A 17,413-nucleotide genomic window follows, 5' to 3' on the forward strand; every position below is an offset into this window, starting at 1 on the left:
ACGATTAAGCTTGATTTACTTTTTCAAACTGAGTTAAATAGTCGCGGCTGATTTTAGCCCCTTGTTTTGGATCAGGGTAGCTGTCCAACTCTACCGTAATCCAGCCCTTATAGTTTGCCTCTTCTAATGCTTTGACCATTTCATCAAATTTTTGATGGCCTTCCCCTAATGGTAAAAACTCGCCATTTGCATAATCCTTAAAGTGCACATATTTAATACGATCCACATATTTTCGGATGACCGCCACTGGATCTCCTCCGCCAGCTTCAATGTGCGCCGTATCCGGGCAAAGATTAATCGTTGTTAATGGCATTAATTTATCTAACTGTTCTGGAGCCTGAACGTTCGTTCCTAAATGCGGATGATAACTAGCAATCAGATTATATTTTTCAGCGATTTCTACTACTTTATTTAAAGCATTACCAAGCGCCTCATAATCGCTTTCAAGAATGCCGTTTGTTCGCACAGCCCCACCGCCGACAACAAGATGTTCAGCACCTACTTCTGAAGCGAATGCTGCTACACTTTCAATTTTCAATAATTCTTCTTCTAAAATATCCGGGAAGATGAAATTCCCACCCGTATATACACCCACCAAAGATAGAGAATGGTCAGCCATTAATTTTAAGAATTGTTCTTTTTTATACTTGTATTGCATCAAATTTCCATCGAAGATTTCAAAACCAGCATATCCAGTTGCAGCAATATCCTTTAATGCTTCTTCTGTTGAACCATTGGCAAGATAGTAAAGATCTTTAACAGAAGTAACACCTGCTGGGTGACCAACTACGCCGCCCCATGTATTTGTTTGATAACCTAATTTCATACAATTTACCTCCATATATGTTGGAATTTAGTATGCCATATTTCATAGTAGATAAATCGAAGCAAGTACATCTCTGAGAATAGTAATCGATTACATTATTTGATGAAAATGTCTTATCTTTTTTTCTAACAATTATAACACCAGGCTATTTTTTTTGCATTTAATACCAAACTATTAATCACTTAATAATGTAATCCATTACATTTTTCTATACAGATTAGCAACTGCCTTCTAAAGGAAACAATGAATTATTCTCGCTTTATTTAAAGCAAACAATCATCTAACAAGAACAAAGATTTTTGTACCCCTTACACGAATAATTGTAATCGATTACAATCAAAAATGCAACCCTATATTTCAATTGTCACACAATCTTCACCAAACATTTTTTAGGTTGCTTTATTCCACCACAATTGTCGTTTCTCTTCCTTCTTCAGCAGGGTATAAAGAAACTTTTATCTTAGAGGCTTGCAACTGATCCACCATCACTCGAAGGTTTATTCCATTTAAGTCCGACCTCTTCAAGAAATGCTTCGCGATACTGGGATTTCACTTTAATGTTTGCATGAATGATAATCACGGTTTATCCCCCCTTAACATGTTCCTTATTCAAAATGATTTAACCTGCCTGTTTTTCTAATCGAATTCTTTTTTCATTTTGTTCCTCTTCAGAAGGAAGCTTCATAAATTTCATTAAATAGGCACCAAGGAAATACGTTCCTGCAAATATCCACATAACCCCTTCTGCACCGATAATTCCGATAAATAACCCAACGATTGCCGGTGCGATAAAGTAGGACATCCCTGCACCAAAGCTTACAATCGCCATCGCAGATCCTTTTTTCTCAGGTGCCAGCGCCGCTACCAAAGCTGAAAGTGGGACGAAACCACAAAGAACAATTCCCATGATAATACCAACAATATTCAAGACCAAGAAACTACTGCCAAAAACTTGCGGGATGTAAAGCATAACCAGAAACATGACACCCATGCCGAAGCTGCCAAGCCATTGAATTGTTTTGCGCCAGCCTAACCATTTATCACTAATGTAAGGAATGATTAGGTTAAATATGATGTTTGCAAACCACATGGTTCCCCACATTTGCAGAAACTGTTCAGTGGTGAATCCATATTTACTTGACAAATACATTGGGAAAAAGATAGGCAGTGCACCGATACCTGTCGAATTAATAATCCGTACAACGCCGCCTATCGCAACTTTTGGTTGTTCGATACAAATCGTAAATCCACTCATTAAGCTTTTTAATTTTTCCTTTGGATCTCTTGCTTGTTTTTTTATTCCTTCGTCTTTTACCACGATAATGCCAATAATACCACCAACTAATACCCAAGCGATTGCACTCCACATCAACCCGATATATCCGATCTTTGGAAGCATGTAGGCTGGGAAATAACTGCCCACTACATAGAGACCACCACTCCAAGCTGCCCAAAACAAACCAACAGCTGTAGCCAAAATGCGATCTGGACTGCGATAAGTGACCCATACTAAGAAAGAATAGCAAAATAAAGGATAACCCAAGCCGCGAATACCATAAGTTGGTAACATAATAGCGTAACTGTTTAGCTTTAAACCGTATTCAATAAATAGAACCTGACCAATTAACCAAGTGACCAATCCAATAATCATTACTTTCCTTGGTCCCCACATTTCGGTGAGTACACCAGAAAAGTAAGATGCGATCGCCAACACCGCTCCATAGACTGCAAAAATAGTAGCAATTTGTTGAACAGTCAAACCCTTTTCAATAAGATATGGAGACAACCATGCGTGTTCAAGACCGTCACCAGCCATAAAAATTAATATTGCAACAAATCCCCAAACCACTCCCATAGGGAGGCCGCCGAGAGTACGTTCCCCACCTACAACCGCTTTCATTTTTAACACCTCTATTTATATTTTTTTATTATTGGGCGATTAGGAGGAGTCCCCTCCTAATCATATTTTCGAGATTAAGCCCACCACATTTCCGTTAATTGCTCTTTAAACAAGGTTCCCTTCAACAGCGTGATCGCTTTCATTAAGCCTTCATCGATAGATGCAAGCATATCTTCGTGTTCAATAGAGAGAACATAATCGTATCCCACAGCACGCAGAGCGCTTACAATATCCTTCCAAACTTTTTCATTATGACCATACCCAACCGAGCGGAATGTCCAAGAACGATCCAAAACTTTACTGTAGTGTTTCGTATCTAATACACCATTCACCTTGATATTCGATTGATCTAAGTAGGTATCTTTAGCATGGAAATGGAAGATGGCATTTTCCCGACCTAGTTTTTTAATCGCTTCAACCGGATCAATTCCCTGCCAAACAAGGTGACTTGGATCGAAGTTGGCGCCGATACTTGATCCTACATGCTCTCTTAGTTTTAGTAATGTTTCCGGGTTATAAACAACAAAGCCCGGATGCATTTCAAATGCAATTTGATTGATTCCATGATGCTCTGCGAATTTAGCCTCTTCTTTCCAATACGGAATCACAACTTCATTCCACTGCCAATCAAGGACTTCCGCATATTCAGGCGGCCAGGAACAGGTCACCCAGTTTGGATGCTTAGCACCTAGATGATCTCCCGGACAGCCAGAAAATCCATTAATTACTGGTACCTCCAACTGCTCGGCCAGCATCACCGTTTTTCTCCAAACGTTATGGGCCTCTCTTGCAATCTTTACATCAGGATGTAGGGGGTTCCCATGGCAACTTAGAGCGCTGATGGTTAATCCCCTGCTTTCAATGGACCGTTGGAACGATTTGATTTTTTCAGGGTTATCTAGTAGAACGTCCGGATTACAATGGCTGTTCCCAGGAAAATTACCTGTCCCTAACTCGACGGCTTCAACTCTCATTTCTGACAATTTATCGAGCATTACCTCGAAAGGAAGATTTTGATACAGTACAGTAAATACACCTAGCTTCATACTAGTACCTCCTGATTCGTCTGAACTTTCACCCATTTTTGCTGCTCATGGCTTTCTAGAATAGCGTCCGTAATGGCCATTGAAATATGTCCGTCTTCAAATGTTGCGAAATTAGGTTTATCCTTCAAAGGATCTTTGCCTTCACGAATGAATGTATAATAATTAAACATCATATTTTTTAATGCATCCGGCCAGCCTTCATTGTGCCCACCTGGATGATGAATCGCATGTTTAGCTTCCGGTGAAAACAGGGCTGGATCAGCAAGAAGCATCTCATTTGGCTTATCCCTGTGTCCCATCCATAATTTTTCAGGCTCTTCTTGATTCCAGAAAGCAGAGCTTTTGCTTCCATTGATTTCAAAACTTAGTCGATTTTTTCGTCCGGCACTTACTTGTGAAACGGTAAATACTCCTCGTGAGCTGTCCTCAAAACGAACAAGAACGGATGCATAGTCTTCTGTATTGATTGGAACATCCTCATACTCTGTTACTTCAGTGCTTTGCGCACCGAAAGTAGCGACATTTGCTTTTGGTTTCTTTCTTACCGGAATAACAGTTGCTAAATCGGCAAATACTTCAACTATCTTTTTTCCAGTAACAAATTGAACGGTGTCGCACCAATGAGAACCGATATCTGCGACAGCCCTTGATTTGCCTCCCACTTCCGGTGCTAAACGCCAGTTATAATCGGTCTCATATAGTAACCAGTCCTGCAAGTAGCTTCCGTGTACCAAGTTCACTTTCCCAAAGTCACCATTAGCGATTTTCACTCTTAGATTTTGTACACTTGCATGCTGTCTGTAATTAAAGTTCACACCATGTACCACACCTTGTTTTTGAGCTAAAGCCAACAATTCTGCTGATTCCTTGCTGTTCATCGCCAGTGGTTTTTCTGATACTACATGCTTACCTGCTAAAATGATCTCTTTATTAATCGCAAAATGAAGATGGTTTGGTGTGCAATTGTGAATAACCTGAATTTCAGGATCCTGCAGCATTTCGCGGTAGTTGCCGTAGGCTTTGGGAATTCCAAGTTCAGCAGCCTTTCTATCGGCTTGTTCTTGACTAGTTTCAGCTAATCCAACGACTTCCACGAATCCAAGTCTTCTGATTGCTTCAATATGTGTCGGGCCAATAAAACCTGTCCCTATGATTCCTACATTTATTTTTTTCATTTTACTTCATCCTCCAAAATCGAAATATATTTAAAATCACTGTAATCGATTACATACTTGAGTAAAAAAATAGTATTTTTATTATTAAAACCATTAAACAACTGAAAAGTTTATTAACTAATATATTAATTAAATGTAATCCATTACATTTATGCCGAAAAAATTACTCTTATTTATTGATTTTTAACTCTTTTTTCGACACCCTTATTGTAATCGATTACAGAATAGACTTCAATATTTTTTTAAAACTTCTTTGATTCTATTTTGAAAGAATCTATTTTGGAATGATTTAAATTCGTTTCCCATACTACAATAACAACGATTAAAAAGGAGTGATCCCTTTTCAAGAATTACTCCCCTTTTGCTTTTCATTAAATTTTATTTATTGCTTCTAACAAAAATCAAAGAACTACCCATCTATGGTAAGTTCTTTGCATGATTCACGCACAATTAGATTATCAGGAAGAATAAATTGATCTTTTTCTAATTCTTCATTATTAATTAATCTTAGCAGTAGATGCATCGCTTTCTGGCCCATATCGAACGTTGGCTGAGCAATCGTTGTAAGGGCAGGTTCAAAAATCGATGCAAATTTAATATCATCAAAGCCAACAACAGATAAATCTTCTGGAACTCTAAAGCCTTTAGATTTAGCAGCTTTTATTGCCCCCATTGCCATTTCATCATTTCCAGCAAAAATGGCTGTTGGAGGTTCTTCTAGTGACAAAAATTTCATCATTAAATTAAATCCACTTTCAAAAGAGAATTCGCCTTCCTGTACCAAACTTGGATCTACTAATAGGCCATGTTTTGACATCGCTTGATGAAATCCTTTACATCGGTCCCGGCCAACGACAACATTTAAGGGTCCAGAGATATGCCCAATTCTATTGTGTTTTAAGCTAATTAAATATTCTGTTGCTTTTCTTGCACTGCTAACATTATCAATTGAAACCGTAGGCAGCACGGTGCCCTCATAGTATTCACATGCCAATACCACAGGGTAATCCTGCGATAATTCTTCTAATATCTTTTGATCTGTCCTTGCTGTTAATAAGATCAAACCATCTGCTTTTTTCTGACCTAAAATAGTTAAGTAACTGGTTTCAGTTTCTACATTGTTTCGAGCATCTCCAAGAAGCACCTGATATCCGTTTTCTATTGCAACCGATTCAATTCCCCGCAGCACCGCAGAAAAAAAAGTATTGGTTATGTCAGGAACAACAACAAGAATAGTTTTTGTTTCAGATCTTCTCAATTGTCTTGCCAGCATATTTGGTTGGTAATTTAGTTTCTTTATTGCTTCTAAGACCTTTTCAGCTGTTTCTTTTTTTACAGTCCCTGCATTACTTATCACTCGGGATACTGTGGCTGTTGAAACATTTGCCATTCTTGCAACATCCGCAATTCTCACCATGCATTTCTTTCCCTTTCAGTGTTTCTTTAGTATTTATTGTAATCGATTACAATAAGAGATTCAATCATTTTATCAAAATCAGCATCAAAATAGTACGGTTTTTCCACTTAAATTAATTTAATTTAGATAGTAACTTTATTATACAAAAAAAAAGTGTAGGCAAATCCTTTTTAAGGGACTTGTCTACAGTATGAAGGAGGCTTCTCAAAGAGAAGCCTCCTATTATTTTATTTTACATCCACTACAGTTTTTTCAAGTTTTACCCATTCACCTTTTTCAGCAGATTCAAGAATAGCATCTGCGATCAATTCGATCTGATAGCCATCATTGAAGTTTGGAGAAAACTCTGTATCATCAGTGATTGCTTTAAATAAATCATAGGTTTCAATGATTTTTGTTTCCCCGTAACCAATACCTAGAGCTGGAATTGGCCATAATCCTTCACCATATGGAGTGGCAGGTCCAGTATAAACCGTTCTGAAGCCTTTCGCATCACTTGGATCATCCGCGAAGCAAACTTGAAGCTCGTCGCGGCGCTCATAGTTAAAGTATAATGAACCTTTTTCACCATGAATTTCAAAAGTTAAGAAGTTATTGCGGCCCCAGGCATTACGTGTTGCCTCAATTGTACCAATCGCACCATTATCAAACTTAACCATAGTAATCATTTCATCATCAACGTCGACAGCCGCTTTCGGAACATCAGCTCCACCAGCTTTAACTGTACCTAACTTGTCAAGACCGCCAGATTGGATAGGTCTTTCTGGAATCCATGTTTTTGTCATCGCATTCACATCGGTAATTTCACCCACAAGGTAACGGGCAAAATCAACGACATGTGTACCGATATCTCCAAGAGCACCTGATCCTGCAATTTTCTTTTGGAAGCGCCATGATAAAGGAGAATTGGGATCAGCTGACCAGTCTTGTAAATAGGTTCCGCGGAAGCTTAGAATTTTTCCAATTCTTCCTTCTTCAATATATTTTTTTGCTAGAGCAACGGCTGGTGTTCTTCTATAGTTGAAGGCCACCGCGTGCTTAACACCTGCTGCTTTAACTGCTTCCAGCATTTCTTTCGCTTGTTCAGCACCTAATGCTAAGGGTTTTTCACAGATAATATGCTTGCCTGCTTTTGCTGCTGCAATCGCTATTTCTGCATGGGTATTATTCGGAGTTACAATATCGATAACATCGATTTCCGGATTGTTAACAACTTCTCTCCAATCGGTTGAATAATGTTCAAATCCTAATCTTGCTGCGGCTTCCCTTGCTAAATCCTCTGTTACATCCACTACAGTATGACGATGAGGAATCGCTGGTGCTGGCCAAAAAAACATTGGCATTCCTGCATAGGCAAGTGAATGCGCCTTTCCCATAAATCCTCCGCCGATCATGCCTACGTTCAATTTTTTCACTCTTTTATCCTCCCTTTTATGAACGTTTCATTATTTTGCAACACTTTGAATAGATTCTGGCGCATCTTGATGGTAAACAAGTTTCCAAGCTTCTAATACGTTTTTATTCGTTACTTGTAATGCTGGTACGGCTACATATGCCGGGGCTTCTTTACCCAGTAATCCATAACCGGCTAAAATGGCTTCTGAAATCCCCTGGTCATACGGCAGCTGAGCGCCAAGCCCTTTAATGATTCCGTCAGACGCAATATCCAACGCTACGTTTGTCCCTAAATCAATGGTTGTAATCACGAAATCTTTCTTGCCAGCCGTACGTACGGCTGCTAAAGCTCCTTCTGCCGGAACATCCCATACTACAAACATTCCATCAAGGTCACGATTCTTCGTCAACATTCCAGAAGCCACTTTCTCGCCATCGTTAGGGCCGATGATGCCGCCACGTTCAACGATTTCGATATTTGGATATTTTTCTTTGATTGTTTTTTCAAATGCTTCTGTACGCTGCTTGGTTACGAAGTAATCGGCATCATGATAAATTACACCGATTTTTCCTTTTCCACCAAGATTTTCAGCCATGATTTCCGCTGCCTGAACGCCATTTCCATAGTTATCGGCAGAAACTACACTCACATAATCCTTGCCTGCTTCCAGACCATTTGGTTTATTATCCATAAACACGACTTTTACTCCTGCATCTGCGGCTTTCTTAAAAGCAGAAGCAGTCGAAACTGGGTCAACTGGAATCCCTACGATAATATCAGGTTTTTTCGCTAAAACAGTTTCGATATCAGATACTTGTTTTTCAGCCTTAAATTGGGCATCGGTAACGGCTACTACTTCAATTCCCATTTTCTCAAACGTGGCTTTTAAACCATCGATTTGAGCAGTCGCCCAGTCGTTTCCTGCATAGTGCATAACAAGAGCCGCTTTGTATTTTCCTTCTTTGATCTTTTGCACTTCTTCTTCAGTCAACTGTAGTGTTTTAGCTGAAACAGCCGCTTCCCCGCTAGGACCTTTACTTAAAATTTCTTGGTCAGGGATCTCCTGATTAATGGTGATTGGACCGGAACTTGCCGCTGTTTCTTCCGTTTTGGACTTCTCTGACCCATCACTTTTTTCGGTACTCGTGCTTCTCTCGCCGCAACCGGCTAGTGTAATACTAGTAATAAATAGAATCATAGTAATAATCGATAAAACCTTTTTCATATTGGTCCCCCTATCTATTGAAAAACTTATTTTGTCTTTAATGCTTCATACTGGGCAAGAAATTGCCGGCTGATTTCGGCACCCTCTTTTGGATTCGCCCAGCTGTCCAATTCCACTGTAATCCAGCCGTCATAATTTGCTTCCTCTAGTATTTTTAGCATTTCATCAAACTTCTGATGGCCTTCCCCTAATGGCAAAAACTCACCATTTTCATAGTCTTTAAAGTGAATATATTTGATGCGATCAACATATTTTTTAATCACTTCAACCGGGTCTCCCCCACCTGCTTCAATATGTGCTGTGTCAGGACATAGGTTAATAGTTGTTAAAGGCATTAATTTATCCAGCTGTTCAGGTGACTGTACATTCGTCCCCAAATGCGGATGGTAGCTAGGAATAAGGTGGTATTTATCTGCGATTTCTACTACTCTATTAAGGGCATTTCCTAAATTCTTGTAATCGTTTTCTTCGATACCGTTAGTCCGGACTGCTCCGCCACCGACAACAAGATGCTTTGCTCCTAATTCATAAGCGAAAGCTGCTACCTCTTCAATTTTTGCTAATTCTTCATCTAAAATATCAGGAAAAATAAAGTTTCCGCCGGTATAAACACCTATGAAGGATAAAGAGTGATCTAAGGTGAGTTTTATAAATTCTTCTTTTTTATCTCGATATTGCATCAGATTTCCATCAAAAATTTCAAACCCTTTATAGCCAGCTTCAGCAATCTCTTTGAGTGCATCCTCTGTTGAGCCGTTTGTAAGGTAATAGAGATCCTTTACAGAAGTAACTCCAGCCGGGTGACCAACCACGCCTCCCCACGTATTCGTTTGATAGCCTAGTCTCATCATTTCCCCTCCATTTTATACTATGTAGCTTCTTGACCCATCGAAAATAATCCTCAGTTTGTAATCGATTACAATTTTAGGTTTTTAAAAATCATTTTTTGTTTTCTATGAGAAATAATGTAATCCATTACATTGACAAAGTAGTATTTTCACTCCTTATACTACATGGTATATGGTAAAGGTAAAATCAATAAAATTGCGAAATTAAATACACATTCTTGCTAACAAAAAAACTCTAATCTCCCCATTTCTAGAACGATTAGAGCTTTTAAAGTTCACGTTACATAAAACTACTTATCAGCATCTTGAATAACTTTTGGTGCATCCGCTTGACACTTTTTCCTTAATTGTTACTTGTCCGTTGTCATCATGGAATCGGTGTAAGTTCTGCCTGCTGAATAATTTTTTGTGCTTCTTCCGGCTCAAGCCAGCGTTCCTTTTGCAGCTTTTCGACAGAGGCTTTAACTTGCTTGACGTAATTTTGATGCGGTGCGACAGTTCCATAGATTTGCTGCAGTTTCTCGCTGGAGAAATCTTCTTGATGGCCAAACGACCATGCATACACATAACCTTCTTTTAACGTCGCATACTCGTAGTAAGTAGCTGTCGGAACGTCAACATGTGGGCTGCGTACGCCGCCAAGAACGTTTCCATATTGATCTTTTACAAACGATGCATTGAAGGTCTCTCCAAAAAGACTTTCCGAAGTTCCGACTCCCGCCTGTACCTTCAACGGCTCTGCATGCGGAGGACGAATACCTTTAATGACCCAGCGCTCCATATTTTTATACATTGCCATTTCAATATAATGTCGTGGCAGTTGGTTGGCCTTCGGCTCTACTCCACCGTAAGCATATGGCACTTGGGTCGGAAGGTTTCCAGCTTTTACGATTTGTTCAGCAGGTGGCTGATAATTTACAATGAGTGCCGGACCATGAACGGCACCAGCAATTTCATACATACGATAGCCTGCTCCTGGAGTGTCACTGTCGGCTTGGCGCCATTTATAGCTGGACAACTGGAAAATATCACCTTGTGCATCAATCCTCATAAAAGGTACATGCTTGCTCGGCAGTTTGCTTCGAGGGTCTTTTTCATCTGTTGCCGCTACGCATTGGTTAATCGGTACAGTCCTGCCCGCCCCAGAAGCGGAGACGAAGCCATCATATACGGTTTCTCCATTTGAAAGTTTCGCATCTTCCGCAAAATTGGCGGCATACGTGTTAATATAAAAGCCAGTTTGAGACTCTCCTGTCCCGAATACGTGCTTCACCTTGTAATTGTGTAGTGGGTTGCTTTTGTCCTTACTTTGGACAAGAGATCCTACCTGGGAGATGATATCCCATGCAAGTCCGTTCTCATATAACTTGGAAAGATTCTCATCATAACCTGGTTCGCCAGGCAGTTTACCGCATACTTGCTGCTCAGGCTTCAACGGGTTTGCCATCGATAAAGGTTCATACCGTTTTGGATCGATTCGTTCGAGTGAAGCGATGACATTCGGTTTAACAGTCACAGCTACCCAAATATCCCCGTCGCGCATGACCTTTTCCTGAACGACTGGCCACTGGACTTCAACATCCCAGCCGCGTGATGGGTTATTCAGTTCCACCCAGACATTGCCGCTGAACTTTTTAGGATTTTCCGGTTTCCTAACGACAATACGTGTGGTATATGGCGCATTAGCGGTCCGTACTTGAGGTGTTAACGCTTTACCGTCTGAACCCCAGTCATAAACGTTAGCTTTCCCGCTAACAAAATACTCGTCTAAACGATAACCATGACCCTCAAGGTCGGTTCCACCTACAGTAAATGGCTGGGAATTTTCCGTAACCGAAATAGGTCCAGTAACCTTCGGTATGGCGACTGATGTCACTTTCTTGGTTGAGGGATCTTCTTTGGAGCTTTTCGTAGATGCCTGGGCCCAATCGAATGTGAAGAGAGATGTTGTTAACACCAGACTGGCCGTTACCAGCAGCCAGCGCTTTTTAGAAAAGTTTCTCATTTTTTACCTCCATTGTAATTAGAATCATTTCAACGATTGCCTTCAAAAATAGAAACCTATTAAATTGCTTTCGTGCGTTTCCTCCCCTCTTGATTTCATATGTATAAAAATCAATTTAAAGGCAACCACCCCCTTTAAGGATCAGTACATATTGTAACTGGTTAGAATTTTCAGCAATATCTTTTAATGGAACCATGCAAACACCTACTTCTAAAATAAACTCAAAATTTTATATTTTAATTAATCAATTAATTTTTTGCTGTTAAATAGCCTTTCAATGGATTCGTATTTATAATACAGTTAATATAGTTAACGGAAAATTAATAAAATTGTGAATTAAAATACACATTTCTGTTGACGTTTACAAAGAGTGACTAAAAGTTTTCCAAAAAGGAAAACTATATATTATAGTAAAAAAATACTCTAATCTTTCCCTAAAGTGTTGGAAAGATTAGAGCATTATACTTTCATTCTTCTGAATTTCCCCGGCGGGCTCCCTGTCATTTTTTTAAAAAGTAGATTGAAATAATTAGCATTTTCATAGCCTATTAACGAGGCTATTTCTCTCACAGAAAGATTGGAATGCTCCAGCAGCCTTTTTGCCTCTTCAATACGGCACTGAATTATGTATTGAATGGGCGGCAGGCCCACTTCTTCTTTAAAAACGTGTCCTAAGTGGTAGGGGCTTACATAAACGAGGTTGGCTAAATCGTTTAAGGTCAGCTCTTGCCGAAAATTTTCTTCAATATATTTTTTTACTTCAAGGCACACAGATGAAAGGGAAGGATGAGGATTGGCATTTTTCAATAGACGAGTAACTTTAATCACTACCGTTTGTAATATTGAGGAAATGATATCTTGGTAACCCGCATGCTTTTTATCATATTCACTTAATATTACCTTTAAATAATTATGAATCTCCCTCTTTTCTTCCTGCAAATTAATAATAGGAAGATCTGTGGATTCTATCAAACAACCTTTCTGCTTCCCATTGATATGGAGATTGGAAAAACAGATGGAAATCCCATTAAGAGGATCGTCCATACAAGATTTCACCTCGAGATCACTTAATGGATTTAATATGATAAGGTCTCCTGTTTTTCCCTCAAAATGGTTTTCTTCAAATATAAAATCACCTCGTCCTTGCTCTATAAAGATAATCTCTGTATAGTCAGAGTCGGCATTTTTCTTATAACGCAGAGGATTTTTTGGATTGATTTCTGATGCAGATATTAATCGAGGAGTTTCTAGTAGAATGGAGGTTTTTTGCACGGCGAATGCCCCCTTTAAAGAAGAAATGGCGGGCGACTACAGGTACCTGTTATCGCCCGGATTTTGTCCAAGATTATTTGTATTCCCAGCCAATTTCTTTTAACTTTTCTTTCAAGTAAGCAATCGATTGTTTAGCATACCAATCCGGCTCAGATTGTCTAGCATGGAATCCGACTTCCATTGATAGATATCCATCATAGTTGATATCCTTTAATGCTCTTAAAACAGCATCGTAGTCACAACGGCCTTGACCTGGTGGCAGGCGGTCGCTATCAGCGATATGAACATGGTGGAGCTTATCCTTCATGCGGTATACATAGTCGCTTGATACTTCATTTCGATATAAGGCATGGAAGGTATCGAACATAACTTTTACATTGTCCATACCAGATTGCTCGGCTAATAGAAGAGCATCGTCCGCAGTTTCGATTAAATTGCTGTCCGCAGGAGTTGGTTCCACCACGAGTGTCACGCCAAGATCCTTTGCATAGGTTGCTACTTCAATTAAGCCTTCTAAGCTGTAGTTCCATGCTTCTTGCTGTGAAGTTCCAAAAACCACCCAGCCTGCAATCCACATAACTGTAGGGCATTCCCATTCATGTGCTAAGCGAACGACTTCCTTATAATGTTTAATCGTAAATTCTCTTTCTTCCTTTAATGGAGAGCTTGGGTTCATTCCCGGGCCTCCGCCTGGTGCTGGGAGCATAGATGAAACCTTTAAGTTCTTCTCCTTGAGCAATTTTTTAATTTCTTGTCTTCTTTCAGGTGATAAATAGTCCGGCCACGCATGTGGAGCGGCACAGCCAATTTCAATCGCATCGTAACCAAAAGAAGAAAGACGATTGATGACTTCCTCTAACGGGTAAGAAGAAAGCCAGTTTGGAAAACTACTATAAACCCATGTATTAAATGAAATTCCTTTCATTGTTTACAGCTCCTTTTTGCTCTTTTATAAAAATTGGTTTCTCTATAGCAAGTGATTCGACAGTTATAACCACTTACAGAGTACTACCACTTTCTTATTCCCAAACAAACACTGCTTTTTCAGTTTTTCTTTCATCAAACATTTGGAAGGCAGTTGCAGCTTCATCCAATTTAAATCGATGTGTGACTAATTTTTCAACAGGCAGATTCTTTCTAACAATGAACTCAGCGATTTCGTCGAATTCTTGAATCGGGAAGTACCAAGATCCAATTACGGTAATTTGTTTACGGATGAACTGCTGGCTTGGCTTAATTGTTGTTTCTTTGCTTTCGCCGATAAACGCTACACGACCATGGGCTCTCACGCAATCTAATGCATCATTTTCTGCATAAGGGCTTCCAGAGCAATCAATCGCAGCAGTGGCTCCTAATCCGTTGGTAATGCGGGAAATTTCTTCTTGAACATTCATTGTTTTACCATTGATGGTGTAATCTGCCCCTAATTCCTTCGCAAGCTCCAAACGTTCATCAAGCATGTCAACCGCGATCACGGTTGCACCTAGTCCTTTGGCGATCATCACACCCGCACCGCCCATTGGACCCATTCCAAAAATAACAAGATAGTCTCTTCCAGAAATGCCTAATCTCTTTTGCGCATGATAAAGGGTTCCCACTGCGTCTGTTGAAACCGCTGCTGTTACGAAACTCATGCTATCAGGCAGCCTCATGCAGTTTTCTGCCGGAACTACCATGTACTCAGCGTCACCGCCATGAGAGTCAAAGCCGATGCATTTAAACTCTTTACAGAACATTTTGTAGCCTGATTTACAGTATTCACATTCGCCGCAGCCTAAAGCTAAGTAAACCGCTACACGGTCACCTGGCTTGAAATTGCTTACCCCTTCACCAAGTTCAGTAATAACACCTGCAGGTTCATGACCTGGAACCGTGCATCCGCATTTTGTTCCTTCAAATACAGATGTTCCATAATACAAGCTCATATCACTGCGGCAAATCGCAGATGCCTTCAATTGAACGAGTACTTCTCCTTGTCCTGGTGTTGGGATTTCAATCTCGCGAATTTCTACTTGTTTGTCTCCTGGAAAAAATACTGCTTGCATTGTTGACATAATCGTTCCTCCGGTAAGTTATTTTTTAAAAAAACGTCCAACCCGTGCTCCACTTAGCACTTTGTTCGAAAAAAACTAAGCCCACCACATTTCTGTAAGCTGTTCCTTAAACATAGCTCCTTTTAAAAGAGAAATAGCCTTCTTTAATCCCTCATCCGTTGAAGCTAGCATATCTTCATGTTCGATGGAAATCACATAATCATAGCCCACTGCTCTTAACGCACTGACGATGTCTTTCCACATTTTTTCATCCGAGCCATACCCAACGGATCTGAACGTCCATGAGCGGTCTAAAATCTTGCTATAATGCTTCGTATCTAGTACTCCATTAATCTGTATATTAGCTTGGTCTAAATAAGTATCCTTCGCATGGAAATGGAAGATCGCATTTTCACGACCAAGTTTTTTGATAGCTTGAACAGGATCGATTCCCTGCCAAATTAAATGGCTCGGGTCAAAATTCGCCCCAATGTTTTCGCCCGCGTGTTCCCTTAACCTCAACAATGTTTCTGGATTATAGACCACAAATCCTGGATGCATTTCAAAAGCAATTTGGTTAATGCCATGCTGCTCCGCGAATTTCGCTTCCTCTTTCCAATAAGGAATCACGACTTCGTTCCATTGCCAGTTAAGGACATCCAAATATTCCGGCGGCCACGAGCATGTGACCCAGTTAGGATTTTTAGCGTCCTTATTGTCACCTGGACATCCAGAAAATCCGTTAATAACCGGTATTTCTAAGCGTTCCGCAAGTAATACCGTTTTTCTCCATACCTCATGAGAATTGGCAGCGAACTTTAAATCGGGATGCAGCGGATTCCCATGACAGCTTAGTGCGCTGATGGTGATCCCTCGGCTTTCAAGCGCTCGCAGAAAGGCTCTCGCTTTTTCCGGAGACTCCAATAATTCATCCGGATTACAGTGATGGTTTCCTGGGTAGTTCCCAGTCCCTAATTCAACTGCCTCGACACCCATTCCCACTAACTTGTCGAGCATTTCTTCAAATGGAAGGTTTTGATACAGCGGAGTAAATACACCTAGTTTCATGTAAGAACCTCCTTGGCTGCTTGCACCTTCACCCATTTTTGCTTTTTGTGGCTTTCCAGGATGGCATCGGTAATGCACATGGAAATATGGCCATCTTCAAACGTCGCAAACTTAGGCTTGTCTGTTTTCAGACTCTTGCCATCGCGAACAAAGGAGTAGAAATTCGACATCATATTTTTCAAGGCATCCGGCCAGCCTTCATTATGTCCACCTGGATGGTGGATGGCAGACCTTGCTTCTGAATTAAACAAGGCAGGATCCGCTAACAGAATTTCATTGGCACGGTCCCTATGTCCAATCCATAATTTTTCAGGTTCTTCCTGATTCCAAAAAATAGAGCTTTTGCTTCCATTGATTTCAAAGCTTAATCGATTTTTCCGGCCAGCACTTACTTGTGATACCGTAAAGACTCCTCTTGATCCATCCTCAAAGTGAACCAGAACGGATGCATAGTCCTCTGTATTAATTGGAACATCTTCAAATTCTTGCTCTGATGAAGTCTGTGTACTAAACGTAGCCATTGCATTTTTTGCTTTCTTTCGTACCGGAATGACTGTTGCCAAATCGGCAAACACTTTCACAATCTTCTTCCCGGTTACATATTGAACCGTATCGCACCAGTGGGAACCAATATCTGCTACAGCACGGGATTTGCCACCTACTTCAGGGGCTAAGCGCCAGTTAAAATCTGTTTCATACAATAACCAATCCTGCAGGTAGCTACCGTGTACCAAATTTACTTTCCCAAGCTCACCGTTTACGATTTTAGCTTGTAAATTTTGAACACTGGCATGCTGTCTGTAATTAAAGTTCACCGCATGGATGACTCCATGTTTTTCTGCTAATGCCAGCAATTCTGCTGATTCTTCACTGTTCATTGCCAGTGGTTTCTCGGAAACGACATGCTTTCCTGCTAAAATAATCTCTTTATTAATCGCAAAGTGAAGGTGATTCGGGGTGCAATTATGGACAACCTGGATTTGGCTGTCTTTCAACATTTCACGGTAATCACCATAGGCTTTCGGAATTCCAAGCTCGGCTGCTTTTTGGTCAGCGACTTCTTGACGGGTTTCCGCCAATCCTACTACTTCAACGAATCCAAGTCTTCGGATCGCTTCAATGTGAGTTGGCCCGATAAAACCGGTCCCGATAATACCAACTTTTATCTTCTTCACTGCTCTTCCTCCTGTTCGAAAAATCTA

At 40.3% G+C, this 17,413-nt stretch carries 14 protein-coding genes; all 14 read right to left on the minus strand.

Features of this window, described 5'->3' with window-relative positions; all coding sequences use genetic code 11:
• Nucleotides 1-4: 4 nt before the first annotated feature.
• A complete protein-coding gene (locus MKX65_RS18810; RefSeq protein WP_340905008.1) occupies nucleotides 5-826 on the minus strand; it encodes a sugar phosphate isomerase/epimerase family protein in 822 nt (273 codons plus the stop codon).
• A 619-nt stretch (nucleotides 827-1,445) separates the two neighbouring features.
• A complete protein-coding gene (locus MKX65_RS18815) occupies nucleotides 1,446-2,726 on the minus strand; it encodes an MFS transporter (protein ID WP_340905010.1) in 1,281 nt (426 codons plus the stop codon).
• A 74-nt stretch (nucleotides 2,727-2,800) separates the two neighbouring features.
• The gene (locus tag MKX65_RS18820) at nucleotides 2,801-3,772 is read right to left on the minus strand and encodes a sugar phosphate isomerase/epimerase family protein (protein WP_340905011.1); all 972 of its coding nucleotides are present in this window, start codon (nucleotides 3,770-3,772) and stop codon (nucleotides 2,801-2,803) included.
• On the minus strand, nucleotides 3,769-4,947 hold the full coding sequence (locus MKX65_RS18825; RefSeq protein ID WP_340905012.1) for a Gfo/Idh/MocA family protein: 1,179 nt from the start codon (nucleotides 4,945-4,947) through the stop codon (nucleotides 3,769-3,771). Before MKX65_RS18825 ends, MKX65_RS18820 begins: the two co-directional genes overlap by 4 nt.
• A gap of 409 nt (nucleotides 4,948-5,356) precedes the next feature.
• The gene (locus MKX65_RS18830; RefSeq protein ID WP_340905013.1) at nucleotides 5,357-6,364 is read right to left on the minus strand and encodes a LacI family DNA-binding transcriptional regulator; all 1,008 of its coding nucleotides are present in this window, start codon (nucleotides 6,362-6,364) and stop codon (nucleotides 5,357-5,359) included.
• 227 nt (nucleotides 6,365-6,591) lie between these two features.
• On the minus strand, nucleotides 6,592-7,779 hold the full coding sequence (locus MKX65_RS18835; RefSeq protein ID WP_340905014.1) for a Gfo/Idh/MocA family protein: 1,188 nt from the start codon (nucleotides 7,777-7,779) through the stop codon (nucleotides 6,592-6,594).
• 30 nt (nucleotides 7,780-7,809) lie between these two features.
• A complete protein-coding gene (locus MKX65_RS18840) occupies nucleotides 7,810-8,985 on the minus strand; it encodes a substrate-binding domain-containing protein (RefSeq protein WP_340905015.1) in 1,176 nt (391 codons plus the stop codon).
• 26 nt (nucleotides 8,986-9,011) lie between these two features.
• On the minus strand, nucleotides 9,012-9,833 hold the full coding sequence (locus tag MKX65_RS18845; RefSeq protein ID WP_340905017.1) for a sugar phosphate isomerase/epimerase family protein: 822 nt from the start codon (nucleotides 9,831-9,833) through the stop codon (nucleotides 9,012-9,014).
• Nucleotides 9,834-10,200: 367 nt separating this feature from the next.
• Nucleotides 10,201-11,838: an alpha/beta hydrolase domain-containing protein gene (locus MKX65_RS18850; RefSeq protein WP_340905019.1), complete on the minus strand. Its 1,638-nt coding sequence runs from the start codon at nucleotides 11,836-11,838 to the stop codon at nucleotides 10,201-10,203.
• A gap of 459 nt (nucleotides 11,839-12,297) precedes the next feature.
• The gene (locus MKX65_RS18855) at nucleotides 12,298-12,882 is read right to left on the minus strand and encodes a helix-turn-helix domain-containing protein (RefSeq protein WP_340905021.1); all 585 of its coding nucleotides are present in this window, start codon (nucleotides 12,880-12,882) and stop codon (nucleotides 12,298-12,300) included.
• Between the two features lie 301 nt (nucleotides 12,883-13,183).
• Nucleotides 13,184-14,035, minus strand: coding sequence for a sugar phosphate isomerase/epimerase family protein (locus MKX65_RS18860; protein ID WP_340905023.1), 852 nt, complete (start codon nucleotides 14,033-14,035; stop codon nucleotides 13,184-13,186).
• A gap of 94 nt (nucleotides 14,036-14,129) precedes the next feature.
• Nucleotides 14,130-15,164, minus strand: a complete 1,035-nt coding sequence (locus tag MKX65_RS18865; protein ID WP_340905025.1) for a zinc-dependent alcohol dehydrogenase family protein — start codon at nucleotides 15,162-15,164, stop codon at nucleotides 14,130-14,132.
• Nucleotides 15,165-15,239: 75 nt separating this feature from the next.
• Nucleotides 15,240-16,211, minus strand: a complete 972-nt coding sequence (locus tag MKX65_RS18870; protein WP_340905028.1) for a sugar phosphate isomerase/epimerase family protein — start codon at nucleotides 16,209-16,211, stop codon at nucleotides 15,240-15,242.
• Entirely contained in the window at nucleotides 16,208-17,386 is a 1,179-nt protein-coding gene (locus tag MKX65_RS18875) for a Gfo/Idh/MocA family protein (RefSeq protein WP_340905030.1), read from the minus strand. The genes MKX65_RS18870 and MKX65_RS18875 overlap by 4 nt, the downstream gene beginning before the upstream one ends.
• Between the last annotated feature and the right edge of the window lie 27 nt (nucleotides 17,387-17,413).

Source organism: Robertmurraya sp. FSL R5-0851, from assembly GCF_038002965.1.
Lineage (GTDB): Bacteria > Bacillota > Bacilli > Bacillales > Cytobacillaceae > Robertmurraya_A > Robertmurraya_A beringensis.